Annotated in this window: 20 protein-coding genes; 9 read left to right on the forward strand and 11 right to left on the reverse strand. The window is 36.6% G+C overall.

Going from position 1 to position 23,977, the window contains the following annotated elements; genetic code table 11:
- Positions 1-39: 39 nt before the first annotated feature.
- The 3 genes from hisC to hisG form a co-directional block, all read right to left on the reverse strand.
- On the reverse strand, positions 40-1,107 hold the full coding sequence (hisC, locus tag ACFOW1_RS04790) for a histidinol-phosphate transaminase (protein WP_379012580.1): 1,068 nt from the start codon (positions 1,105-1,107) through the stop codon (positions 40-42).
- Between the two features lie 194 nt (positions 1,108-1,301).
- Positions 1,302-2,588, reverse strand: coding sequence for a histidinol dehydrogenase (hisD, locus tag ACFOW1_RS04795; protein WP_379012581.1), 1,287 nt, complete (start codon positions 2,586-2,588; stop codon positions 1,302-1,304).
- A 35-nt stretch (positions 2,589-2,623) separates the two neighbouring features.
- Entirely contained in the window at positions 2,624-3,514 is an 891-nt protein-coding gene (gene hisG / locus ACFOW1_RS04800; protein ID WP_379012582.1) for an ATP phosphoribosyltransferase, read from the reverse strand.
- A 281-nt stretch (positions 3,515-3,795) separates the two neighbouring features.
- Here hisG and ACFOW1_RS04805 point away from each other — a divergent pair, with 281 nt between their 5' ends.
- Positions 3,796-6,213, forward strand: coding sequence for an alpha/beta hydrolase family protein (locus tag ACFOW1_RS04805; RefSeq protein WP_379012583.1), 2,418 nt, complete (start codon positions 3,796-3,798; stop codon positions 6,211-6,213).
- 66 nt (positions 6,214-6,279) lie between these two features.
- Here the strand turns inward: ACFOW1_RS04805 and recJ are convergent, their stop codons facing one another.
- Both recJ and ACFOW1_RS04815 read right to left on the reverse strand, forming a co-directional pair.
- Entirely contained in the window at positions 6,280-7,980 is a 1,701-nt protein-coding gene (gene recJ, locus ACFOW1_RS04810) for a single-stranded-DNA-specific exonuclease RecJ (RefSeq protein WP_379012584.1), read from the reverse strand.
- Positions 7,981-8,075: 95 nt separating this feature from the next.
- Positions 8,076-9,038, reverse strand: a complete 963-nt coding sequence (locus ACFOW1_RS04815) for a polyprenyl synthetase family protein (protein WP_379012585.1) — start codon at positions 9,036-9,038, stop codon at positions 8,076-8,078.
- A 200-nt stretch (positions 9,039-9,238) separates the two neighbouring features.
- Here ACFOW1_RS04815 and ACFOW1_RS04820 point away from each other — a divergent pair, with 200 nt between their 5' ends.
- From ACFOW1_RS04820 to ACFOW1_RS04850, 7 genes are all read left to right on the forward strand, one after another.
- A complete protein-coding gene (locus ACFOW1_RS04820; protein WP_379012586.1) occupies positions 9,239-10,054 on the forward strand; it encodes a hypothetical protein in 816 nt (271 codons plus the stop codon).
- A 41-nt stretch (positions 10,055-10,095) separates the two neighbouring features.
- Positions 10,096-10,890: an OmpA family protein gene (locus tag ACFOW1_RS04825; protein ID WP_379012587.1), complete on the forward strand. Its 795-nt coding sequence runs from the start codon at positions 10,096-10,098 to the stop codon at positions 10,888-10,890.
- Between the two features lie 133 nt (positions 10,891-11,023).
- A complete protein-coding gene (locus ACFOW1_RS04830; protein WP_379012588.1) occupies positions 11,024-11,842 on the forward strand; it encodes an outer membrane protein assembly factor BamD in 819 nt (272 codons plus the stop codon).
- Entirely contained in the window at positions 11,817-12,161 is a 345-nt protein-coding gene (locus ACFOW1_RS04835) for a DNA-directed RNA polymerase subunit omega (protein ID WP_379012589.1), read from the forward strand. Before ACFOW1_RS04830 ends, ACFOW1_RS04835 begins: the two co-directional genes overlap by 26 nt.
- 69 nt (positions 12,162-12,230) lie before the next feature.
- On the forward strand, positions 12,231-13,427 hold the full coding sequence (coaBC, locus tag ACFOW1_RS04840) for a bifunctional phosphopantothenoylcysteine decarboxylase/phosphopantothenate--cysteine ligase CoaBC (protein ID WP_379012590.1): 1,197 nt from the start codon (positions 12,231-12,233) through the stop codon (positions 13,425-13,427).
- A complete protein-coding gene (porD, locus tag ACFOW1_RS04845) occupies positions 13,420-14,340 on the forward strand; it encodes a type IX secretion system protein PorD (protein WP_379012591.1) in 921 nt (306 codons plus the stop codon). The genes coaBC and porD overlap by 8 nt, the downstream gene beginning before the upstream one ends.
- An 11-nt stretch (positions 14,341-14,351) precedes the next feature.
- The gene (locus ACFOW1_RS04850; RefSeq protein WP_379012592.1) at positions 14,352-14,699 is read left to right on the forward strand and encodes a DUF4296 domain-containing protein; all 348 of its coding nucleotides are present in this window, start codon (positions 14,352-14,354) and stop codon (positions 14,697-14,699) included.
- Here the strand turns inward: ACFOW1_RS04850 and ACFOW1_RS04855 are convergent, their stop codons facing one another.
- The 5 genes from ACFOW1_RS04855 to ACFOW1_RS04875 form a co-directional block, all read right to left on the reverse strand.
- Complete coding sequence (locus tag ACFOW1_RS04855) at positions 14,700-15,683, reverse strand: glycosyltransferase family 9 protein (protein ID WP_379012593.1); 984 nt, start codon at positions 15,681-15,683, stop codon at positions 14,700-14,702.
- A gap of 387 nt (positions 15,684-16,070) precedes the next feature.
- Positions 16,071-17,318 (reverse strand): MFS transporter, encoded by a 1,248-nt coding sequence (locus tag ACFOW1_RS04860; RefSeq protein ID WP_379012594.1) that lies wholly within the window; start codon positions 17,316-17,318, stop codon positions 16,071-16,073.
- A gap of 111 nt (positions 17,319-17,429) precedes the next feature.
- Positions 17,430-18,665, reverse strand: a complete 1,236-nt coding sequence (locus tag ACFOW1_RS04865) for an MFS transporter (protein WP_379012595.1) — start codon at positions 18,663-18,665, stop codon at positions 17,430-17,432.
- A gap of 7 nt (positions 18,666-18,672) precedes the next feature.
- On the reverse strand, positions 18,673-19,623 hold the full coding sequence (locus ACFOW1_RS04870) for a DedA family protein (RefSeq protein ID WP_379012596.1): 951 nt from the start codon (positions 19,621-19,623) through the stop codon (positions 18,673-18,675).
- Positions 19,624-19,665: 42 nt separating this feature from the next.
- Positions 19,666-20,916: a dicarboxylate/amino acid:cation symporter gene (locus ACFOW1_RS04875; protein WP_379012597.1), complete on the reverse strand. Its 1,251-nt coding sequence runs from the start codon at positions 20,914-20,916 to the stop codon at positions 19,666-19,668.
- Positions 20,917-21,348: 432 nt separating this feature from the next.
- Here ACFOW1_RS04875 and ACFOW1_RS04880 point away from each other — a divergent pair, with 432 nt between their 5' ends.
- The gene (locus ACFOW1_RS04880; protein ID WP_379012598.1) at positions 21,349-22,101 is read left to right on the forward strand and encodes an XRE family transcriptional regulator; all 753 of its coding nucleotides are present in this window, start codon (positions 21,349-21,351) and stop codon (positions 22,099-22,101) included.
- A 183-nt stretch (positions 22,102-22,284) separates the two neighbouring features.
- Here the strand turns inward: ACFOW1_RS04880 and ACFOW1_RS04885 are convergent, their stop codons facing one another.
- Positions 22,285-23,550 (reverse strand): replication-associated recombination protein A, encoded by a 1,266-nt coding sequence (locus ACFOW1_RS04885; RefSeq protein WP_379012599.1) that lies wholly within the window; start codon positions 23,548-23,550, stop codon positions 22,285-22,287.
- Positions 23,551-23,977: the final 427 nt, after the last annotated feature.

Genomic DNA, 23,977 nt, shown 5'->3' on the forward strand with positions numbered 1-23,977 from the left:
CTGAGCAAAACGAAGTGCCTATTGCAATGTTCTGATATACTAAACAGCAACCTGTATTTGGTCAAACCATTCTGCAAAAGCATCTACCAATATTGTATTTTCTTTTTCAGTACCAATCGTAATTCTCAAGCAATCATCGCACAGTTTTACGCTGCTTCTATCTCTTAATACAATGCCTTTGGTAAGCAAAAATTCATATACTTTCCTAGCCTGTTTAATTTTCACCAACAAAAAGTTGGCATCAGATGGATACACTTTCTCTACCGTAGGCATCTGCTCAAATACTTCTGCTAAAGCTTCACGCATATCTACCAAATCATTAATCATATCATTTACCTGACCCACTTCTTCTAAAGCTTTTAGTGCCAGTTCTTGCGTTACTTGATTAATATTGTAAGGCGGTTTGGTTTTGTTTAAAATGGCAATAATTTCCTTCGATGCAAAGGTCATCCCAAGTCTCAATCCTGCTAAGCCCCAGGCTTTACTAAAGGTTTGCAATACCACTAAATTTGGATACTCACCAAGTTCTTGAATAAATGTTTTTTGTTTCGCAAAGTTGATATATGCTTCATCCACCACCACAATACCATTAAAGTTGTTCAGTACCGTTTCAATGTCTGCTCTATTCAGTGAATTACCTGTTGGGTTATTGGGCGAACATAACCATATTAACTTTGTGTTTTCATCTACTAAAGTCTCTAGGTGTATCAAGTCGAGTTGAAAATTTTCAAGCAATGGTGCTTTTCTAATCTCAACAGCATTAACATTCGCACTTACTTCATACATACCATAGGTAGGTGGACAAATAATCACATTGTCTTTACTAGGATTGCAAAAACATCTAAACAATAAGTCGATACATTCATCGCTACCATTGCCTAATAAAATATGGTCTGGTGCAATGCCTTTTACTTGACTTAGTGCAGTTTTTACAGCCACTTGGTGTGGATCGGGATAGCGATTATACCATTTTGTTAATGGGCTGCCTAAGCTATTTTCATTGGCATCTAAAAATACTTTTGCTTCACCGCTAAACTCATCTCTAGCCGATGAATACGCTACCAAGCTTTTTATATTATCTCTAGTAATTTTATCTAAGTTGAACATTTTTTTCTTTTTTGTTACCAGCTTTTGTAATCCTATTGTACTTCGTTGCGTCGCACACTTGTACGTTCTATTCGATTTGCAGCATTGTGAAACTGTATTTTAAGGTCAAGTAAGGTTTTAATCTGCTATTTTCTAAATAGCTTATGGGCTTTGGATTTTTTATTTCCTTTTAATCCTTACAATCTTACAAAATCCTAGTTCAGACGAATTTTCACAGCATTCGCATGTGCATCCAAGCCCTCTGCTTCAGCCATTTTTACCACTGTTTTTGCAATGCTTTGTAGCCCTTGTTGTGATAATTTTTGCATCGTAATTTTCTTTACAAAACTATCTACACTTACACCGCTATAGGCTTTTGCAAAGCCATTGGTAGGCAACGTATGGTTAGTACCACTGGCATAATCACCCACACTTTCTGGTGAGTAATTGCCTATAAAAATGGAGCCGGCATTTACAATACGTTCAGCAATTGCATCTGCGTTGCTATAAGAAATTATTAAATGCTCTGCTGCGTATTCGTTTACTAAATCTATTGCTTCATCAAGTGTAGTTACAATAATCGCTTTACTATTGTCTAGTGCTTTTATTGCCGTTTCTTTTCTATTTAATAAAACCACTTGTTCAGTTAATGCGGCTTGCACTTTTTCAACTAAACTTTCAGACGTTGACACTAAAATAACCTGACTATCAGCACCATGTTCTGCTTGGCTGAGCAAGTCTGCTGCAACATAAGCTGGTACAGCCGTATCATCTGCCAATACGCATACTTCACTTGGGCCAGCAGGCATATCTATTGCCACGCCCTCTTGTTGAATCAATTGTTTGGCATAAGTAACATATTGATTGCCCGGCCCAAAAATTTTATAGACTTTTGGCACGGTTGCAGTGCCATATGCCATAGCACCAATCGCTTGAACGCCACCAATCTTAAACACCTTAGTAATGCCTACTAATTGTGCAGCAAATAATATGGCTGGGTGTAATTTACCTTCCTTATTGGGTGGCGAGCAAAGCACTATTTCCTTGCAGCCAGCCAACTGTGCAGGTATACCTAACATTAAAATGGTAGAAAATAAGGGCGCGGAACCACCAGGTATGTACAACCCTACTTTTTCAATACCCACACTTTTACGCCAACATTGAATACCAGACATGGTTTCAATAATTTCAATTGGGCTGAGTTGCTTGCTATGAAAGGCTTTGATATTGGCTGCTGCTTGTTCAATAGCTTGTTTTAAATCATCACTTATTAGTGAAACAGCTTCATTAATTTCTGCTTCAGAAACCACGAAGTTATCCAAAGCTACCCCATCAAATTGTGTCGTGTATTTTACAACAGCTTTATCGCCATTTTGTCTAATGTCAGCCAAAACATTTTTTACTTTTTCAGTTAATGAAGAAGTATCGAATGCTGGTCTTTGCAAGCCCCCTGCCCCGAAAGGGGTGGTATTTGAATTTCGTAAATCTAAAATTGTCAACATAAAAGCTCTTTAATAATGCCCTTGAGGGCTAGGGATTAAATAATCATTTTCTCAATTGGCACTACCAAAATACCTTGTGCGTCAAGCGCTTTCAATTGTTCAATAATATCCCAAAACTCACTTTCTTTCAAAACACTATGAACGCTGCTCCAGCCCTTTTCAGCCAATGGCAATACGGTTGGGCTCTTCATGCCTGGTAAAATACTGATGATTTTATCAAGGTTATCATTCGGTGCGTTTAACAATACGTATTTGTTATTTTTCGCTTTTTTTACCGATTGAATTCTGAATAACATTTTGTCTAACACTTGTTGTTGCTCAAGGTTTAGATTTTTGTTTTTAATTAAAACAGCTTGCGATTGTAAAATAGTTTCAACCTCTTTTAAGCCATTCATGAATAGGGTAGAACCACTACTTACTAAGTCGCAAATAGCTTCCGCCAAACCAATACCCGGTGCAATTTCTACACTACCGCTAATCTCATGTATGTCGGCTTTAATACCTTCTTTGTCTAAAAAATCTTGAACAATAACGGGATAAGAAGTGGCAATTTTTTTACCCTCAAGAAATGAAGCGTTTTCATAGTGTACACCCTTACTCACGGCAAAACTTAACCTACATTTACTAAAGCCAAGCTTTTCAACTATATCTACTTTTTTCTTTTTTTCAAGTACCACGTTTTCACCCACAAAACCAATGTCTGCCACGCCATCTTCTACGTATTGAGGAATATCATCATCTCTTAAAAAATATACTTCTAATGGAAAATTACTTGCTTCTGCCTTTAACTTATTTACACCATTACTAATATCTATACCGCACTCTTTTAATAGCTTCATACTATCATCGTGCAAGCGCCCACTTTTTTGAATCGCTAATTTTAGTTTGCCATCAGTCTCTGAAGGGTTGTATTCTGAAACGCTCATTTGTTTTTTAATTTAGTATGTTTTTTAATTATTATATTAATTTGATCCAAACAATCATTGATAAAATAAAAAAAGGACTTACCTAAGTAAGCCCTTTCAATGTTTTATAATAATAGCACAAAACACCAATCGCTTACCAGCTTGGTAATAAATGATGGTGGTGATTGTGTGTCATTTGATTCATAGAGCAAAAATAGGGTAAAACATAAACTAACAAAATTTTATAAGCGGTTTTTGTATAATTGACATAAACGTAACTTGAGAACCTAAACTAAAAAGTTATGAGATTATTAAAACAATTGCTATTAGCAACTAGTTTGTTTTTTACCTGCACAATACTAGCTCAAGACGCAATTACCTATCAATTACCCCCTAAAGACATTTCTGATTTATTACTTGCTAAACCTACACCAAGTGTAAGTATTGATGGTAAAGCAGAATGGATGTTGCTAAGCACTAGAAATTCATACCCATCTGTTGAAGAATTGGCGATGCCAGAATTTCGTATTGCAGGCTTGCGCATTAATCCTAACAACTATGCACTTAGTAGACAAACGTTTATTAATGATTTTACCCTTAAAAATATTAAGGCAAGTAAGGAATTTAAAGTTGCAGGATTGCCTATGCCATTGCTTGCGGGTAATGTGAGTTGGAGTCCGAACGAGCAGAAAATAGCATTTACGCAAACCAATGGGAAAAACGTAGATTTATATATTATAGATGTGCCTACAAAAAAAGCGACGAAGTTGAACAAACAACCTCTTAATGCGATACTTGGCGCCGCTTATACATGGGTAGACAATAATACTATTTTGTATAAAGCAGCTACTAAACCTGCAAGTAATGCGCCTGCAAAGAGCTTAGCACCAAGTGGTCCAACTATTCAGCAAAATCTTGGGAAAGCGGCGCCTAGTGCTACATTTCAAGATTTAATCAAGTCTCCTTACGATGAGAAATTATTTGAGTTTTATGGAACGTCGCAATTGGTATTGAGCAAAAATGGTATAGAAACGATTATTGGAAAACCAGCTATTTATGCTTCATTTTTACCGTCCCCAGACAAGAAGTATTTAATGACGAAAGTGATTAATAAGCCATTCTCATATTTGGTAACTGCGCAGGGTTTTCCTTCTACGATCAGCATTACAGATATGGCTGGTAAAGTGGTGAAGGTGCTGGCAGATTTACCTTCTACTGAAAATAGGCCAAGTGGTTACGATAATGTTCAGAACGTACCACGTGGCTTTGATTGGCGAGATGATGAGCCTGCAACCATTACTTGGTGTGCACCTTTGGATAGTGGGCTAATGAAAAAGAAAATGGATTATCACGATGCTGTTTATGCCCTGTCAGCACCATTTTCTGGCGAGGCTAAAGAATTATTTAAAACACAAATGCGTTATAGAGGCACTCAATGGGGTGACGCTTCTATAGCATTAGTGCAAGAAGGTTCACAGGCGAAACAACTCAGTAAGGTGAGTTTATACAATCCAACTTCTGGTACTGTTACGTTGCTGTACGAGCGTAACCAAACAGATGCTTATAATAGTCCTGGCATACCTGTAACTACTAAGAATAAATATGGTAGAGATGTGATTTTAACTACTGATGGTGGCACCAAAATATTAATGAATAATGTAACTGGTTCTTCGCCAAAAGGCGATTTACCGTTTCTTGCAAAGTTTGATATTGCAAGTAAAAAGAACGATATCATTTGGCGTTGTCAAGAAGGTTATTTTGAGTATGTAACAGATGTGCTAGATGCTAACAAATTGGTGTTATTAACAAGAAAAGAATCGCAGAAGGATGCGCCTAATTATTTCATAAAAAATTTGCTATTAAAAATTGCTGATGTTCCATTAACACAGTTTAAAAATCCATACCCACAACTTGACGGCGTTACTAAACAGAAAATACAATATAAACGTGCTGATGGCGTAGATTTAACTGGTGATCTATATTTACCTAAAGGCTATAATAAAGCAAAAGATGGTCCATTACCAGTGTTTATTTGGGCTTATCCAAGGGAGTTTAATAGCGCTGCAGATGCTGCGCAAGTAAGAGGTAGTGAGAATAAATTTACTGCAATAAGTTGGGGAAGTCCTATCTTTTTTGTAACACAAGGCTACGCTATTTTAGATAATGCAGAGATGCCAATAGTAGCTGCGAGTGAAGATAAAAAGCCGAATGATAATTTTGTGCAGCAATTACAATTAAATGCCGAAGCAGCAATTAATAAATTAGCAGAAATGGGTGTAGGCGATAGAAATCGAATAGCGGTAGGTGGACATAGTTATGGCGCCTTTATGACGGCTAATTTATTAGCGCATACCAATTTATTTAAAGCAGGTATTGCTCGTAGCGGGGCTTACAATAGAACGCTTACACCATTCGGCTTTCAAAACGAAGAACGTACTTATTGGCAAGCACCCCAATTGTACTATGAGATGAGCCCGTTTAGCTATGCCGATAAGATTAAAACGCCTATCCTTTTAATTCATGGCGATAGCGATGATAATCCAGGTACTTTTCCTATCAATAGCGAGCGTTTGTTTAATGCGATTAAAGGTCATGGAGGCATAGTAAGATATGTGAGTCTGCCTTTTGAAGCGCATGGCTACAGAGGTAAAGAAAACCTGTTGCACATGCTTTGGGAAATGAATAATTGGCTTGATAAGTATGTGAAAAATGTAAAGTAATTTTTAAGATTTTTTAAATAAAAGTGTCCTTCTATATTGTTTGAAGGACACTTTTTATCTAGAATTTTACGCAACGCTCAACTTAATATCAATCACTTTTAATTGAATGTTTGTTTCGCTGTTCCAAGTATTTTCATCAATTGTGTACACAATGTCAATTGGCTCTTTCATTTGCAATAAATGGAACTTACTAGCCATGTTAAATCCAATGCCAGACATGATTACATTTTGATGGCGCACTGAGAATTTTACGTGATCTTCTTTTACAATTCTACTAAAACCAGTTTCTAGCACTTTTCTCGTCACAAAAACAGGCCTCATATTATCAGGCCCAAATGGTTCCATTTGACAAATAATTTTGTAAAATGCAGGAGTTATTTCACTGAATTTTAATTCAGCATCAATCACTATTTCAGGAACCAATAATTCTGGTGTAATGCTTGCTGCTACTGCATTTTCAAAGGCAACACTAAAATTGTCAACTTCCTTTGGTAATAATGTCATGCCAGCAGCGGCAAAGTGACCGCCATAGCCTAATAAATGCTGCTTGCAAGCATGAATGGCTTCGTACAAGTTGAAGCCTGCAACACTTCTAGCGCTGCCCGCGACTACATCACCACTTTTGGTGAGTACAACCGTCGGTCTATAATAAGTTTCTATTAATCTACTTGCAACAATCCCTACCACACCTTTGTGCCAATGAGATTGGTACACAACAGTCGATTTTCTGTGCAACATATTTGGGTTTTCCTCAATCATTGCTAACGCTTCTTCTGTTATGGTACTATCTGCTTCTCTTCGGTCTGTGTTATCTGTTTGTAAAATTTCTGCAAATGCCAATGCTTGCTCAAAGTCTTGCGCTATAAACAGTTGCACCGCCTTTTTTGCATCATCCATTCTGCCTGCAGCATTAATTCTTGGTGCTATTACAAACACCAAATTATTGATGTGCATTTCTTTAGTTACTGACGATAATTTCATCAGCGCTTTAATACCAGCACAAGGGTTTTCATTTACCTTTTTAATACCGTAAAATGCCAAAATTCTGTTTTCACCAGTTATGGGTACAATATCTGCGGCAATAGCCGTTGCTACAAGGTCTAAATATTGGAGGTAACTTGTGTCGGGTAATTGTAAACGTTCGCTTATAGCTTGCATCAGTTTAAAGCCTACACCACACCCACAAAGTTCTTTGTAAGGATAACTACAATCTATTTGTTTGGCATTTAAAATGGCTACAGCTTTTGGTATTTCTGCATCAGGTAAGTGATGGTCGCAGACAATAAAGTCAATACCTAACTCTTTTGCGTAAGCAATTAGGTCTACACTTTTTATACCACAGTCTAGCGAAATAATTAAGGTAATATCTTGCTCTTTTGCATAATCAATGCCCATTTTACTTACACCATAACCTTCCTTATATCTATGTGGTATGTAATAATCAACAAGTTGGTAAATACTTTTTAAATATTGAAACATACTAGCCACGCTCGTAGTGCCATCAACATCATAATCACCAAAAACCAATATCTTTTCGTTGTTCTCAAAGGCAGCTTCAATTCTCGCAACCGCCTTATCCATATCTTTCATCAACCAAGGGCTGTGCAATTGCGAAAGTTGAGGTCTAAAATAATCTCTGGCTTTGTCAAAGCTATCAATACCTCGTTGAACCAGTATTTGGCAAAGCGTTCTATTTACTTTTAGCGCGCGCATAAGACTATCAACTAAGTCTGTCTCTGCCGATAATATTTTCCAACGTTTTTGCATGTATAATTTTGGTAACAAGCTTTTGTAGTACTATTAAACTTCGTTGCGTCGCACACTTCAGCGCCTTGTAGGTTATTTAGCAATTGGGATATACTTTAATATTGCCTATCTGTAGTATATCTTACCAATTCTTCAAGTGCTTGCCTTGCGTCACTATCTTCAAAACTGTGCAATATGGCGAGTGCTTCATCTCTAAAAGCAAACATTTTTTTTGTGGCATAATCAATACCGCCGCATTGGTTTACCGCATCAATTACATAAGCCACTTTTTCTGGTACAGTGTTTTGATTTTTTATAATGTAAATGATTTTTTTTCTTACGGTTTTATCGCAATTATTTAGTGTATAAATCAATGGGAGTGTCAATTTTTTCTCCTTAATATCGTTGCCAGTTGGTTTGCCAATATCAGCAGTACCATAGTCAAATAAATCATCTTTTATTTGAAAGGCCATTCCAACTTTCTCACCAAACAAACGCAATTTTTCGATAGAAGCTTCATCGTTAAATGTGCTACTAGCGCCTGCAGCACAAGCAGAAGCAAGCAAGGAAGCAGTTTTGCCATTGATAATATCGTAATAAATTTTCTCGTCAAGGTTTAGGTTTCTTGACTTTTCTAATTGTAACAATTCGCCTTCGCTCATTACTTTAACAGCGTTTGTTACAATTTTTAAAATAGCATAGTCCTTATTGTCAAGCGGAAGTAATAAACCTTTTGCAAGTAAATAGTCGCCAACAAGCACCGCAATTTTATTTTTCCAAAGTGCGTTTATACTAAAAAAGCCCCTTCTTTCTTCTGCTTCATCTACCACATCATCATGCACAAGCGTTGCAGTATGTAATAATTCTACCAATGAAGCGGCTCTGTAAGTTGACTCTGTTATTTCGCCACCAAGTTTGGCACTTAATAGTACAAACATTGGTCTCAACTGTTTGCCTTTGCGCTTAACTATATATTGCATTATTCTATCAAGTAATGGCACGCGACTGCGCACAGCTTCTCTAAAATGCGCTTCGAAAAGTGCTAATTCCTTCGATATTATTTTTTTTGCAATCAACATAATTAAGAGGTGCAATATAAATTGCTTACTTGATTACAGGATAAAAAAGTATTTTGGTAGATTAATTGTTTAATAAATAATGAAATATAGTCTTTTGATTTTGTTTGTTAAGATGTAAACACTACTTTTGTACAAAGTATTTCAAAATTTTTGTGGCATACTTTTAGCACTCAAACAAAAAATATCTAAAAATCAATTTTATGGCAAGCAAAAAGTACACTCTTTTAGTAGCTGTGTTAGTTATGTTACAAATAGCTGGCAACGCTCAAACAAAAACAGATTGGGGTTGGGATTGGAAAGATTCTTCAAAAGTTCCTACCAAATCTATCCCTCAATACAATGAGTTCTTGAACAATCAATTTCCTTTCCCTCCGAAGCCAAGAAATGCTTGGGAATTGGGTCTAAGTTTGGGTACCGCTTTTGTTATTGGTGACAGACCTTTGTTTACAAAAAATTCTGCTGGTCATGGTTACAATGGGGGCCCATCAATTGGTCTTTCTTTGCGTAAAGCTTTAGGTCACGTGGTTTCACTACGTGGTTCTGCTGTTTATAGCAGTATTTCTATACCTTCTTATTCTAAAGGAACTACTTTTATTACAAGTGGTTCGAACAATTCTTTAGCATTATCACTTGATGCCTTATTCTCTTTAAATACCATTAGTTATTACAGAGCAAATCCTAAAACAAATTGGTATGTTTTGGCTGGTGCAAGTTTAGTTGGTACACAGGTGAAAGCAAGACAGCCAGATGGTAAGTTGCTACTTGTAAATTTCCCTAATGATAAAGTTGTTTTCACTAGCAATGATTTGAATTATATCCACATGGTTGATTTAGGCGCAGGTGTTGCATTCAAATTAAGTCCTAAATGGAACTTGGGCTTGGAGCAAAAATTTTCAATTCCAACATTCGGAAACGACAATTTGGACGGTTACAAGAAAGCAGGTGCTAATCGTGGTGATTTCTTTAGTTATTCTTCTATCAGAATCAACATGAACTTGGGTGTGAAAAACAAATAATTAAACTATTTCATTAATAGCTCTATTAAACTTCTTATACAATGGCAAAAATTAAATTTTTATTGATTATCGGCTTAGTAGCCTTTATTCAATTAGGTGCAAACGCACAAACAAAAAATACAGGTAAAAGAGTAGAACCACTTTATTGGTTAAACCCAAACAACTATATCTATAGTGAATTAAATTCACCTAAGCATATGAAAATGCCAAAGGTGGTATTGCCTGATGCAGATAAAGACGGTGTAACAGACCAGTTTGATTTAGAACCAAATACTCCAGCTGGTGCTGCAGTTGATAGCCATGGTGTTGCTAAAGATACAGATGGTGATGGTGTACCTGATTATAGAGATAAAGAGTTATTAACTCCTCAAAAATGTTTCCCAGTAAATGCAGATGGTATTGGTACTTGTCCTGAGCCAGCTTGTTGCACAGAACTAAGAACTGCTATTGCTAATCTTAAAGTTGCGCCTCCTACACCCGTTTGTGCTATTGCTAGCCTACCAAGTGTACAATTTAAAAAAGGTGCTACGTTGAGTAAAGATGCAGAAACTGTTCTTGCTTCTGCAGCAGCACAAATTAAAGCTAACCCAGATTGTAAAGTAAAAGTAATTGGCTATGTTGGTACTGCTACCGCTTCAAAAGCTGCACAACAATTAAGCTATGATAGAGTATCAGCTGTAATTAAATATTTAGTTGAAAAACAAGGTATTTCTGAAAGCAGATTATTATTCTTCTATGGTGAAAATGGCGATGCTAATACTGTCGATCTACAAGGGACTACTGAAGATGGTCCTAACACAGTTCCAGCTCCACATCCAAATTTAAGATCTAAATAAGATATCAATATTATTAAAAAGGCTGTTTCAATTTCGAAACAGCCTTTTTTTATGTTATTATTAACCGTTTTACAACGTTCGTAAACATCTTAGTGCATATATTGCGAACAATTAACTATTTTCGCAGACTTTTATGAAGAGGATTTTACTTTTTTCAATTTTATTGGTCGCTTTGGTATCATGTAGTTCTAAATTTGGTTTAATACTAAAAAGCAAGGATTACGAGTACAAGTATAAAATGGCAGAGCGCTTTTATGCTGACAAAAAATACAATTTTGCCCAAATTTTATACGAAGATTTATCGCCATATATTAAAGGATCCGCTAGGTATGAAGATTTGTATTATAAATTAGCTTATTGTTATTACAATCAAAAGGACTATGTAAATGCTGAAAACTTATTTAAGTCATTTACAGAAACATTTCCAGCAAGTAGCCGCTCGGAAGAATGCGAATACATGAGAGCTTATTCTTTTTATAGGCAATCGCCTAAAGTAGAGCTTGATCAAACAAATACCAATAAGGCTATGAGTTTGTTACAGGCTTTTATTAATACGCATCCAACTTCACCAAAGGTTAAAGAGGCTAATACCTTAATGGATGAATGTAGAGAGAAATTGGAGGAGAAAGAATACAAAAGTGCCGAATTATATTACAATTTAGGTTATTATAAAGCTGCTGCGATTGCGTTTGGATCTATCTCTGAAAATTTTCCAGATTCTAAAAATGCAGATCAATATAAGTTATTAGTAATAAAATCGTATTTCAAATATGCGGAATTGAGTTTTGAAGAAAAACAGAAAGAACGCTATGAAAAAGTATTAAGTGAATGTGCAGATTTTATCGAGCGATTTAACACGAGTAAGTATTTGGATGAAGTAGTAAAATATAAATCTCAATCAACTAATTTTATAAAAACACAACAAAATGAGCAAACTAAAAAAACACTTTAATAGCAGCAATGTACCTGCGGTTGTAGAAACCAAAAGCTTGGTTGATATTAAAGCTAAGACTGGTAATTTATACGAGTCTATCGCTATTGCATCAAGAAGGGCTAATCAAATTAATATTTCTATACGCGAAGAATTGCATAATAAGCTTGAAGAGTTTGCTAGCCATACCGATAGCTTAGAGGAAGTGCATGAAAATAAAGAGCAAATTGAAATCTCAAGAGCTTACGAGCGAATGCCAAATCCGGCTATTCTAGCTACTCAAGAATTTATGGAAGACAAAATTTATTTCCGTAAAAACGATAACGATTTATTTAGATAGAAAATATCAAAAACAATTGGTAAACGGCAGTCTTGGTACTGTCGTTTTTTATTATTTTCATTTTGTAAAATGCTAGCAGGTAAAAAAATATTAATCGGTATTTCAGGCAGTATCGCTGCCTACAAAACCATCTTATTGGTCAGACTTTTGATAAAAGCTGGTGCAGAAGTAAAAGTGGTTCAAACAGAAGCTTCCAAAGATTTTGTGTCCCCATTAGTGCTTACAACTTTATCTAAAAATAAAGTATTACACGATCTAGCAACTAACGATGAATGGGCTAATCATGTAGCCTTAGGAAGATGGGCCGATTTATTTATTGTTGCGCCATTAAGTTGCAATACTTTGGCTAAAATGGCAAATGGTATATGTGACAATTTGTTGATGGCTACTTATTTATCTGCAACATGTCCTGTAGTAGTAGCACCAGCTATGGATGAAGATATGTGGCATCATGGTACAACTAAAAGAAATCTAGCTTTGTTAGAAAGCTTTGGTAACACCATTATAAAAGTAAATGCAGGCGAGCTTGCTAGTGGTCTTATCGGCGAAGGTAGAATGGCAGAACCTGAAGAAATTGTAACCTTTATAACAGCGAAATTTTTCAGAAACAATATTTTAAAAGGTAAAAAAGTATTGGTAACTGCTGGTCCTACTTACGAGCCAATTGATCCTGTCCGGTTTATTGGTAACCACTCAAGTGGTAAAATGGGCTTTGCGATTGCTGAAGAACTATATATGCAAGGTGCAGATGTAACTTTGGTAACTGGACCTACCTATGAAACTTTAGTATATAAGGGCATTGTACGTAGAAATGTAACAAGTGCGCAAAATATGTATGATGCTTGTCATGAATACTTTGCTGATACTGATATTGCTGTAATGAGCGCCGCGGTAGCAGATTATACCCCTGAAACTATTGCTACCGAAAAAGTAAAAAAGAAAGAAGATAGTTGGGCTTTGGGTTTAACCAAAACAAAAGATATTTTATTTAGCCTCGGTCTGATAAAACAACCACACCAGTTTATTGCGGGCTTTGCACTAGAAACCAATAATGAAAAAGAAAATGCATTGGGTAAACTTAGAAATAAAAATGCTGATTGTATTGTTCTAAACTCATTAAACGATAATAGCGCAGGCTTTGGTTTCGACACCAATAAAATTACGATCTTACATAAATCAGGTGAAGAAATAAACTTCGAGCTAAAGTCTAAAAAGGAAGTAGCGAAAGATATTGTATCATTTATTATTTCAAAAATATATGGTTAAGAAAATTGCTTTTATAATAGTAGGCTTGTTATCTGTTTTATCTAGCTTTTCGCAGGAATTTCAAGCGCAAGTAACCGTAAACGCAAGTAGAATTAATAGTACGGTAGATAAAAAAGTGTTTGTTACGTTGCAAAACCAGCTTAATAATTTTATTAATAACCGTAGATGGACAACCGATGAATTTAAGGCTAACGAAAAGATTGAATGTAGCTTTTTATTGAATCTTGAAAGTATTGCCGAAACCAATGTTTACAAGGCATCTTTAATTATTCAAGCAGCAAGACCTGTTTTTAATAGCAGCTACCAAAGTGCTTTACTTAATTTTCAAGATGCTGACCTCACGTTCAAATATATTGAATTTCAACCTATAGAATTTAATGAAAACCGTGTACAAGGTAACGATCCTTTAATAGGTAATTTAACTGCAACACTCGCTTTTTATTGCTACACCATATTAGGTTTGGATTATGATTCATTTGCGCCAAAAGGCGGCGATAAATTTTACCAAAAAGCACAAAGCATTGTGAATAATGCACCAGAAGCTAGCAATATCAGTGGTTGGAAACTATTTGATGGCTTGCGCAATCGCTATTGGTTAAACGAAAACTTAATTAACACGCGTTATAATATTATTCATGATGTTATTTATTCATACTATCGTTCGGGCTTAGATAAAATGTACGATAAAGAAGCAGAAGCAAGGGCTAATGTGCTGCAAACACTTACACAATTGCAAGCTTTTAATCAGGAAAATAGCAATACTATGTTTGTACAGATATTTATGCAAAGCAAAACCACTGAACTGATTGGTATTTTCAAAAAAGGTAGTAGTACCGATAAAGCGAAAGCCATTGATTTGTTAAGTAAACTAGATATTACTAATAACCAACGCTTTAAAGACGAATTGAAATAATGAGAGTGACTTTGAGTTGTATATTTATAGCATGTTTTGTACTCACTGCTTGCAGCAATAAGCCTAAAGCAAGTGAACAAATTGCCATTAACGATATGAAAACCATCATGTGGGATATGGAAAACGCAGATATTTGGTTCAATCAAATACCAATATATGACTCTGTGCACAAAACGCGACAGATGAATATTCAATTGTATGAGCAGGTATTTGCTTCACACAACATTACCAAACAACAATTCTACAAAAGCTATCTGTATTACCAAACAAAACCCGATCAAATGAAAATATTGATAGATTCTGTGGTGGCTTACGGCGAGCGTGTAAAAGCTAGTTACAAGGGTCCCAGAAAATACTAGTTACTTCCATTGTAGTGCTTTGGTGGCTATGGCTTCTATATCTTGTAACATCATACATTTAAAATGCTTTTTAGGGCAGGTTTTAGTGCCAAAATTGCTACACGGCTGGCAGGGCAAATTTGGCACTACGAAGTTCTCATACATACCCTTTCCATTGCCGTAATAAGGTTCTACATCAAGCTTAGGCGAAGTACCACCCCAAATAGCCAATACTTTTTTGTTCAATGCACAAGCAATGTATTGCAAACCCGTATCGTGAGAAATAACAAGTTTAGAAAGCCTTACCAAATCGGCAGATTCATTGAGGCGAAATTTGCCGCAGGCGTTATAAATTTTAATATCATCTACACTAGCCACCTGATTACCCACTTCGGCATCTTCTCTACCGCCTAATAATACAATGGGATAATTAATTTTCAAACAAAGTTCTTGTAGTTTTTGTACAGGTAGTTTTTTGGTAAAATAGGAAGCGCCAATAACAATGGCTATAAACCCAAAGCGATGTTGCGCTGGCAAATCGGTAATGGGCACTATATCTTTTTCGGGTATAAAATAATCCAAACCTTTACCATCATTTACCACGCCAAGTGGCGCCAATGTATCTACACATCTATCGCTAATATGCCGCCCACTCATTTGATTAATGCCAAACTTGGTTAATAAAAACTTAGCCCAACTTTGCTTTTTGTAAGTAAATGATGGGCAGCCTAAGGCGAGTTTTATTCTAAAAGTTCTAAAGTTTTTGTGTAAGTCTATGATATAATCGTATTGCTCAAGTTTTAGCTGCGCAATTAAAGCATCGAGGTTATTATTGAGATAAAAGAATTGGTCGATATAAGGATTGGCTTCTGTAACCGCTTTAAAGCTTTGCTTGCTTAAAAAATGTACTTCTGCATTGGGTACTTGCTCTTTTAGGCAGCGAATAGCAGGTGTTGTCAATACAATATCACCAATAGAAGAGAAGCGAATGACCAAAAATTTCATAGCACGAATTACGAACAATTATAGCAATTGCAGCTAGAAGATTTGGGATGGTAGGCACTTATATTTTTGATGGACGACCTCAAATATTACGTTTTATTACATAAAGTAGTAAGGTTTGCTTAGCGAACGCTAGGGGTGGCGCAGCGAACATTCGGGATGACATAACGACTATTAGGGGCAATGCAACGCACACTCGAGGTAGTACAGGGACTACTCGGGGCGACTTAGCGACTGCTAGGGGGTATTGCAACGCACATTCGGGGTAAAACAGCGCTCACTCGGGGTGGCTTAGCGACTATCAGGGATAGCTAAAAGAATACTCGGGGTATTTTAACGCACATTAGGGATGATTTCGCTTACTAGGTAACATTTATCTCGTACTAATTTTTATTCCTCCACATAATTCAAATCCTTATGAAAGGTTTCTTCTGAGAAAAAGGCTGATAATAAGGCAATGCCCATTACAATAATACCTGTGATGATGCCACTTTTTGTAAGTGAATAGCCCCAGCTTTTCTGAAAAATATCTAAGAATAATAGGTTAATTAAAGGCAATGCACCACGCACCATATTGGGTATAGTAGTGGCGGCAGTAGCACGTAGGTTAGTGCCAAATTGTTCTGCACCCATGGTTACAAAAATGGCCCAAAAGCCAGTAGAAAACCCTAGTAAACCACACACCAAATACATTTTGTCGTCATTCTGTATAAAGGGACTGAAAAACAAAATCAACGATACAATAGTAAGCCCGTAAAAGCTAAACAAAGCTTTCTTTCTGCTTTGTAAATATTGACTGAGTAAACCAATCAAAATATCGCCAAAAGCAATGCCAACGTATGCAAACATGATGGCTCTACCACTTTCTATATGGTTATCGCCATAAAATTCTTTTGCGAAGCGATTACTATAATTTACCAAAATACCGATAACATACCAGGTAGGCAAGCCAATTAAAATAGCTAGCATATACTTTTTGAAACGAGCACCTTTTGTCAAAAACATCAAGAAATTACCTCTTTGTACATCTTGCTGTTTGGTCTGCTGAAACATGCCACTTTCGGCTACAGAAATGCGAAGTAATAACAAGCCCACACCTAAGCCGCCACCTATTTTATAGCACAAGCGCCAATCACCTGTCAGTTTAAACGTAAAATAGGCAAACACAGCACCAAACAAGCCCACACCAGCCACTAGCGATGTACCCACGCCGCGTTTATTTTGCGGTAGTAATTCGCTAATCAACGTAATACCAGCACCCAATTCGCCAGCCAAACCAATACCAGCTACAAATCTTGCCCAAGCGTATTGGTCTACCGTATGAATATAACCTGTTACAAAATTGGCAATAGAATACATAGCGATAGAGCCAAATAATACACTCAATCTGCCTTTTTTATCGCCAATAACGCCCCAAAGAATACCGCCAATTAGTAAGCCTACCATTTGCCAATTAATAATTTTAGCGCTAGCTGCGAGTACCGCTACTTTATCAGTAAGGACAATACCTAAGCCTTTTAAACTTGGTTCACGAACAATGGTAAACAATAGTAAATCGTAAATATCTACAAAGTAGCCGAGTGCAGCTACTATTACTGGAATCGAGAAAAGGCCGAATTGTTTTTGTTGTTGTGTCATGGTTGTTTTGTTTTCGATAGCAACGCTGATTTAAAATGGATAAAACGGATTTTCAAGTTGTGAATATCAATAAATCTGTCATAATCTGCTTAATCCGTGTCATCCGTGTTCCTATCCTTCTACAAAATCTAAATCTTTATTAAAGGTTTCTTTGGTAAATAATACCGATACCAAGCCTGTGATAATCACAATAATAGCGGTTACCCAAGCTGCGGAAACGTAGTTATTTAACACCGATGCGCTTCTTAAAAATTTAAACAGTAATATGATTAATGGCAAAAAGCCACGTACTAGATTGGGAATAGAAATGGCTGCTGTAGCCCGCAAATTAGTACCAAATTGTTCTGCACTCATGGTAATATACAATACCGAAATGCCCGAACCAAAGCCAAGCCCCATGCATAGCAAGTACATATTGGTAGCGCTGCCACCGCCTTTTAAAACAAAGAACAGCGCAATAAACACCGATAAAATACTATAATAAATCAGCAAGGTTTTCTTACGGCTTTTTAAATAGTTACTCATTAAACCTGCACCCATATCGCCAAAAGTTAAGGCCACATATTGAAGCATTAAAGCTTTAGGTTGGTCAAAGCCTGTAATATGAAAGGCTTTGGCAAATTCATCTGAAAAACTAATTAGAACACCAATAACAAACCACACAGGTAAGCCAATTAATATAGAGCGGAAGTAGCGCCAAAACCGTTCTTTATTGGTAAAAAACATGGCAAAATTACCCATTGTGGTAGATTGCTTTTTAGCAGCATCGTACATGGTACTTTCTAAAACTCCTACACGTAAAAATAACAGCATAAATCCCATTGTACCGCCAATGTAGTAGCACAAGCGCCAGTTTTCGCCACTTAATGCATATACATAATACGCAGCAATTGTACCAAATACACCACTTGTAGCAATAATAGAGTTACCGATACCACGTTTATCTTTTGGTAGCATTTCACTTACCAACGTGATACTTGCACCAAGTTCGCCTGCAAGGCCAAGTGCAGCAACAAATCGTAATATGGTATACTGTTCTACATTTTGTACAAAACCGTTGGCCACAGTTGCAGCAGAATATAAAAGGATAGAACCAAACAATACACTCTTGCGCCCTTTTTTATCACCTAGCATGCCCCATAAAATACCGCCTACCACGAGACCAAGCATTTGCCAACTAACCACACTTTCGCCAAATTCTTTGGCAAGTGCATCAGGGACATGTAGTTCAGCCAAGCTTTTTTTGCGAACGATATTAAACAGCAGCAAATCGTAGATATCAACAAAAAAACCGAGCGAACCAACAATTACAGGAAGTGATAGAATACCATATTCCTTCTTTGTCATGTGTATTTTATTTCTGGGTTGAAGAAGTTTTACCAAATACTAGTTTCACAATAACAGGTGCTGTCGTTACAAATACAATACCTAGTACAATAACTTCTAAATGTTGTTTTAAGTCGAAATGAAATTGTTTCAAAATCCATTGTTGTAAAAAATGCCCCCCAAGTATCATACTTGAAACCCAAGCAATACAACCGATAATATTGAAAAACGTAAACTTTTTCTTATCCATTGCTACAATGCCTGCCACAATAGGTGCGAAGGTTCTTACTATTGGAACAAAGCGGGCAAATACAACCGCACCGCCACCATGCTTTTCGTAGAAGTCATGTGCTTGATGGAGGTATTTCTTTTTAAATAAAATATTGTCATTCCATTGAAACATGGCGCTACCAATGCGTCTACCAAACCAATAACCCACTGAATTACCTAAGATTCCAGCAGCAGTGGTAAGCACAATAATGAGTAATAAATTCAAGTATACATTACCGGTATCAAATGCCGAAACGGCCAATTTATCGCTAAAAATACCAGCAATAAATAGTAAGCTGTCGCCAGGAAAAAAGAAGCCAATAAACAAACCTGTTTCCGCAAAAATGATGAGTAACATTAACCACAAACCACCATTAATAATGTAGAACATGGGAGTAATTAAATCCTTCCAAGTAAATTGTTTGTGTGCAATCGCATTAATTTCACCTTTTGCGCTTTGAATAGTTATAGCAGTACTATCGTATTTGTCTTTTTTGATAATTAATTTGTCACCAATCTTAGCTTTAAGTGTTACCAAACCGCGATCGTTAGTAGTAGCGGTTTCGCCCGTTTTTACTACCGTTACATCAGCATTTTTTATTTCAGTTTCGTATTGATTGCGAACGGTTACTAATATACTATCTGATTGTGCAACACACGATAGTGATGCAATCATTAGGAAACAGACAAGGCTAAAAAAGTATTTCATCAGTTGAATATTAAGTTAAGTTACTGCTAGTCTTAAAAAGGATTAAGCTACTTGTGGTTGTGCGTTTTCTAATGCGCCTTCCCACTTGCTTACAACGCTTGTAGCCAAAGCATTACCCAATACATTGGTGGCAGTGCGTAGCATATCGCAAAAATGGTCTATTGGTAATATTAAAGCCACACCTTCAGGCGGTATTTTAAACATAGAACAAGTGGCCAATACAATAATTAAAGACGCTCTAGGTACGCCAGCAATACCTTTGCTGGTAAGCATGAGTACTAATAGCATGGTTAATTGTGTACCAATATCTAAATGAATACCATAGGCTTGCGCAATTGCAAGGCTAGCAAATGTCATGTACATCATACTGCCATCAAGATTAAAAGAGTAACCCAATGGTAAAATAAACGATACAATATTGCTCTTGCAACCAAATCGTTCTAGCTCTTCGGTTAATTTAGGAAAAACAGCTTCGCTACTAGTGGTGCTAAATGCAATTAACAATGGGTTACCAATATGCTTTAACATTACTTGCAAACGTTTGCCCAAAACGATAAAACCAACAAGTATCATTAAAGCCCAAAGACAAGCAATGCCTAAGGTGAAATAGCCAAAGTAGATAAAGTAAAATTTAAAAATTCCCATGCCTTTTTCTGCCACCACAGCAGCCAAAGTACCAAATACACCCACAGGTGCAAAATTCATAATAAAGCCTACTATTTTTAAAATAATATGTGCAGCTACATCCAATGTTTTTACCACAGGTTTTGCATATTCGTTCAGACTTGCTGCAGCAATACCGAAAAATATTGAGAACACTACAATTTGTAATATTTCATTATTTGCCATCGCTTCAAATGCGCTTGATGGTATAATGTGTTCCACAAATTTTTGTAGTGAGAATTCAGAGGTTTTACTCATTAAATCTTTCAAGCCATAATTGTCAGCTTGCGTTAGGTCGATATAGCTACCAGGGTGTAATAGATTTACCAATAACATACCTAGTAATAAACTTACTAACGAAGCTGAGAAAAACCATAACATGGCCTTACCGCCTACACGACCTACTGTCTTCAAATCACCTAATTTTGCAATACCAACCACCAATGTTGTAAATACTAGCGGCGCAATAATGGTTTTTACCAAACGAATAAAAATAGTACCAAGTAGTTTAATATTTTTTGCAAAAGCACTAATCGTTTCTTGGGGTGCATATGTGTGAATTACCAAACCTAGCGCTACGCCAAGTACCATTGCCACTAAAATGGCAGTTGTCAATCTATTTTGTTTCATCAGCTACAATTTACCATCACCGCCGTCGTCTATTTTCTGCAGCAGTTTTGTTTGGCAATATAGGCATTAACCTTATAAAATCTAATACTCGAAATTTTACAATATATAAATATTGGTATTACGGCATATGTACTCGCTACTAAAAGTTATTTCAGCGCTTAAGTGTTACAGTTATTATTCTGGCGTGCCCCTTTGGGTTGGACTATTCGCTGCAATCTTTTTGTCCTACGGAACAAAAAGTAATTCCGCTGCTATCCCTCAAGCAATCGTTCGGTAACGCCGAATAATTGAAATATAAAAAGTATATTCAATAATCCTGTTTAATTAAAGCATTCGTGTGATTCATGGAATTATTCTCAATTTTATAAAGAAAACAAAAATAAATTTGGTAAAACTAAAAATATTAGTATTTTGCAGCTAAATCAATTAGTTATGAGTTATGCAGGCAAAAACTTTCGCTACCTCCGCAAACTTAGAGGTTGGACACAAGAAGAATTCGCTAACAAACTAAACGTTAAGCGCTCACTTGTAGGCGCATACGAAGAAGAACGCGCCGAGCCACGATTAGACGTGCTAGAAACCATGAGCGTAATTTTTAAACTGAGCTTAGATGAACTTTTATTACAGGATTTATCTGAAGCAAAAGGGAGTAGTTATTTAGAACAGCGACGAAAGTTGAAAACTGCGGTGCAAAGCGTCAATATTCAATTTGTTCCTGTAAAAGCTGCTGCAGGTTATTTAGCAGGTTATGCAGATCCAGATTTTGTGGACGAATTAAACACGTTTACATTGCCAATGCTTGCTCCAGGCCAGTATCGCGCATTCGAAATAATAGGCGATAGTATGTTACCTACACCTAGCGGTAGTGTCATTGTAGGCGAAAAAGTAGATACTATTGAAGATGTAAAAAATAGTAATAGCTATATTGTTTTATCTAAGAGTGAGGGTATAGTTTATAAGCGTATTATGAGAAATAATCGCATTAAAAATAAGCTCACATTAATAAGCGATAATCCAATTTACGAGCCATATAATGTAAATGAAGAAGATGTTCTTGAAATTTGGAAAGCAGTTTATATTATGCAAAAAGCCAACACGGTGCAACGTTGGGATGTTAATCAATTAGCTGGCATGGTAAACAATTTGCAAGAACAAGTGTCTACACTTAAAAAGAAACTGAATTAATTGATAGAGGGGTTAGTTAAGTATAAGGCTGCTATTCTTAGCGGCCTTTTTATTTTTTTGGCTGTTGTTCTCCTGCAAATAAATCTATAACAGTATTTTTATAATTAATCGAACTAAAAAATATGGGAGGTGAGGGGGATTAAAAATATATTATTATAATTAATTTATTATATGATTGTTTTATTAATACCCATATTTTTCTTGCCATCTATCTTTTAAAAACTTGCGCAATTCATTTTCTCTAGCATTATTGCCGGGTTTATAAAAACTTGTACCTATTAATGGTGCAGGTAGATATTCTTGTGGTATAAAATTGTTGTCGCCAAGGTGTGAATACTGGTAATTTTTACCATAGTTCATGTCCTTCATCAGCTTGGTAGGTGCATTTCGAATGTGTAAGGGCACTGGCAAATCGCCATGCTGCTGAACTGCTTGCAAGGCGCTACCAATAGCTTCGTAAGCAGCATTACTTTTGGCTGATGAAGCTAAATAGGTAGCGCACTGACTTAAAATAATTCTGCTTTCTGGGTAGCCAATTTTACTCACTGCATCAAATGTGGCATTAGCTAGTAGTAACGCATTAGGGTTGGCATTACCAACATCTTCACTGGCAAAAATGAGCATTCTACGAGCAATAAATTTTACATCTTCACCTCCTTCTATCATGCGGGCAAGCCAATACACAGCACCGTTTGGGTCGCTGCCGCGCATACTTTTGATAAAGGCCGAAATAATATCATAGTGCTGTTCGCCTTGCTTATCGTAAAGGGCTATTTTTTGCTGAGCAATGGTCATTACCATCGCATCAGTTACTACAACATCTTGTTGCTTGTGTTGGTTAATCACTAGCTCAAACAGGTTCAACAGTTTTCTAGCATCACCACCAGAAATTTTAATCAAAGCAGCCGTTTCTTGTAACGTGATATTGTGCCGTTTCAGTACCGCATCTTTGGCAATTACTTGGTGCAATAAATTCACCAAATCTTGTTCCTGCAAGGCACGTAATACATACACCTGACTTCTACTAAGCAAGGCACTGTTTACTTCAAACGATGGATTTTCGGTAGTAGCACCTATCAACGTAATCGTTCCTTTTTCAACCGCACCAAGCAAGGCATCTTGCTGGCCTTTGTTAAAGCGGTGAATTTCATCAATAAATAAAATGGCCTTACTCAGTTTCTTGGCTTGTTCTATTACTTCACGCACCTCTTTTACCCCACTGCTTATGGCACTCAATTGAAAATAACCGATGTTTAACGTATGCGCAATAATATTGGCGATAGTGGTTTTGCCCACACCAGGCGGTCCCCACAAAATCATCGACGGTATTTGCCCTTGCTCAATGGCTTTACGCAATATGCTGCCCTTGCCAGTCAGGTGTTCTTGCCCTATTAACTCGTCTAAAGTAGTAGGGCGCATTCTTTCGGCTAAAGGCATGTTGGTCGTCATAACAAAGTACTTTCACACAAAGAACGCAAACCGCAGAAACTTTAGAAGCAATTTTTTTGGTAACTAGCGTTGGTGCTACTATTGGGCTTTGGTTGTAGCTTGTCCGCCGTGGCGGAGCGTACACTGCATCGCTTTGATACGCTTTTCGGCCTTTATTTAAGCGTAGGATTTTCATGCAACGATGATACGATAACAAAGAAAACATTTTACGGTATGCCTAATATGATATATACTTGTGTTACCTACAAGAGTTTTGCAACAACCTAAAATTTCAAAATGGCTAAAACGAAAGACAACCAACGCAAAGGGCTTCATCTTCATAGGACACACCCAATTTTATTTGGTGGAAACCCACTGATAGACAAAACATAACTTTTGTTACAAGACTGCAACATTCAGAACTTACAACGTTTTGGAATAGAAAAGT

This window comes from Parasediminibacterium paludis, from assembly GCF_042651445.1.
GTDB classification, from domain to species: domain Bacteria; phylum Bacteroidota; class Bacteroidia; order Chitinophagales; family Chitinophagaceae; genus Parasediminibacterium; species Parasediminibacterium paludis.

Coding starts and splice junctions, on each gene's coding strand:
- hisC (WP_379012580.1), bottom strand. CDS start 1,107: ATGTTCAACTTAGATAAAATTACTAGAGATAATATAAAAAGCTTGGTA.
- hisD (WP_379012581.1), bottom strand. CDS start 2,588: ATGTTGACAATTTTAGATTTACGAAATTCAAATACCACCCCTTTCGGG.
- hisG (WP_379012582.1), bottom strand. CDS start 3,514: ATGAGCGTTTCAGAATACAACCCTTCAGAGACTGATGGCAAACTAAAA.
- ACFOW1_RS04805 (WP_379012583.1), top strand. CDS start 3,796: ATGAGATTATTAAAACAATTGCTATTAGCAACTAGTTTGTTTTTTACC.
- recJ (WP_379012584.1), bottom strand. CDS start 7,980: ATGCAAAAACGTTGGAAAATATTATCGGCAGAGACAGACTTAGTTGAT.
- ACFOW1_RS04815 (WP_379012585.1), bottom strand. CDS start 9,038: ATGTTGATTGCAAAAAAAATAATATCGAAGGAATTAGCACTTTTCGAA.
- ACFOW1_RS04820 (WP_379012586.1), top strand. CDS start 9,239: ATGGCAAGCAAAAAGTACACTCTTTTAGTAGCTGTGTTAGTTATGTTA.
- ACFOW1_RS04825 (WP_379012587.1), top strand. CDS start 10,096: ATGGCAAAAATTAAATTTTTATTGATTATCGGCTTAGTAGCCTTTATT.
- ACFOW1_RS04830 (WP_379012588.1), top strand. CDS start 11,024: ATGAAGAGGATTTTACTTTTTTCAATTTTATTGGTCGCTTTGGTATCA.
- ACFOW1_RS04835 (WP_379012589.1), top strand. CDS start 11,817: ATGAGCAAACTAAAAAAACACTTTAATAGCAGCAATGTACCTGCGGTT.
- coaBC (WP_379012590.1), top strand. CDS start 12,231: ATGCTAGCAGGTAAAAAAATATTAATCGGTATTTCAGGCAGTATCGCT.
- porD (WP_379012591.1), top strand. CDS start 13,420: ATGGTTAAGAAAATTGCTTTTATAATAGTAGGCTTGTTATCTGTTTTA.
- ACFOW1_RS04855 (WP_379012593.1), bottom strand. CDS start 15,683: ATGAAATTTTTGGTCATTCGCTTCTCTTCTATTGGTGATATTGTATTG.
- ACFOW1_RS04860 (WP_379012594.1), bottom strand. CDS start 17,318: ATGACACAACAACAAAAACAATTCGGCCTTTTCTCGATTCCAGTAATA.
- ACFOW1_RS04865 (WP_379012595.1), bottom strand. CDS start 18,665: ATGACAAAGAAGGAATATGGTATTCTATCACTTCCTGTAATTGTTGGT.
- ACFOW1_RS04870 (WP_379012596.1), bottom strand. CDS start 19,623: ATGAAATACTTTTTTAGCCTTGTCTGTTTCCTAATGATTGCATCACTA.
- ACFOW1_RS04875 (WP_379012597.1), bottom strand. CDS start 20,916: ATGAAACAAAATAGATTGACAACTGCCATTTTAGTGGCAATGGTACTT.
- ACFOW1_RS04880 (WP_379012598.1), top strand. CDS start 21,349: ATGAGTTATGCAGGCAAAAACTTTCGCTACCTCCGCAAACTTAGAGGT.
- ACFOW1_RS04885 (WP_379012599.1), bottom strand. CDS start 23,550: ATGACGACCAACATGCCTTTAGCCGAAAGAATGCGCCCTACTACTTTA.